Annotated in this window: 1 pseudogene; it reads left to right on the top strand. The window is 60.4% G+C overall.

Annotation, left to right across the window (positions count from 1 at the left end):
• Window positions 1–661 (top strand): annotated as a pseudogene (locus ABD810_RS38185) (trypsin-like serine peptidase); the annotation flags it as partial.

The raw sequence follows: 661 nt of genomic DNA, 5'->3' as shown, positions 1-661 counted from the left end.
CAGAACGGCGCTCTTGACAACTGGGTCTTCATCCCCGGCTACTACCAGGCCAAGGCTCCCTGGGGCATCTACGTCGGCAAGGCCGCCTACACCCACTACGACTTCGCGGTGTACGAGGACTACGACAGCGACTACGCGTTCGTCACGGTCTACAACGGCATCGCCTTCGCCGGCGAGAAGGCCGTCTCCAAGGAGACCTACGACAAGTGGCAGGGCTACAAGTACGCCAAGGACGTAGAGATCACTCAGGCGGAGTGGAAGAAGATCGTCGACGAGAAGGGCGGCGAGACCGCCGACGCTTGGTCTAAGGAGACCGGCACCGAGACCATCCTCCCCTGGGGTACCCGGGGCGGTCACCCGACCACCAAGGAAGTCTCCAAGGACGAGTGGGACAAGGCTCCTTCGGAGAACTCCCCGGTCAACTTCCACAAGTCGAAGTTCAAGAAGCCCGTCACCGAGGTTGTTGACGAGGAGACCTACAACAAGTACACCGGCCCGGGCTACAAGAAGATCGTCGACTCGGCCTACACGATCACGCACTACTACGTCGCGTACTGGGTGAAGACCACCAAGACCACCAAGTACTACAAGACGGTCTTCACCATCGAGTACTACAAGGACGCGGGTCGCCTGGGCGACAACGTCGGTGGCCAGGGCTTCA

Source organism: Sphaerisporangium flaviroseum (assembly GCF_039537005.1).
Lineage (GTDB): Bacteria > Actinomycetota > Actinomycetes > Streptosporangiales > Streptosporangiaceae > Sphaerisporangium > Sphaerisporangium flaviroseum.
This window is presented reverse-complemented; position numbering and strand designations above follow the sequence as displayed.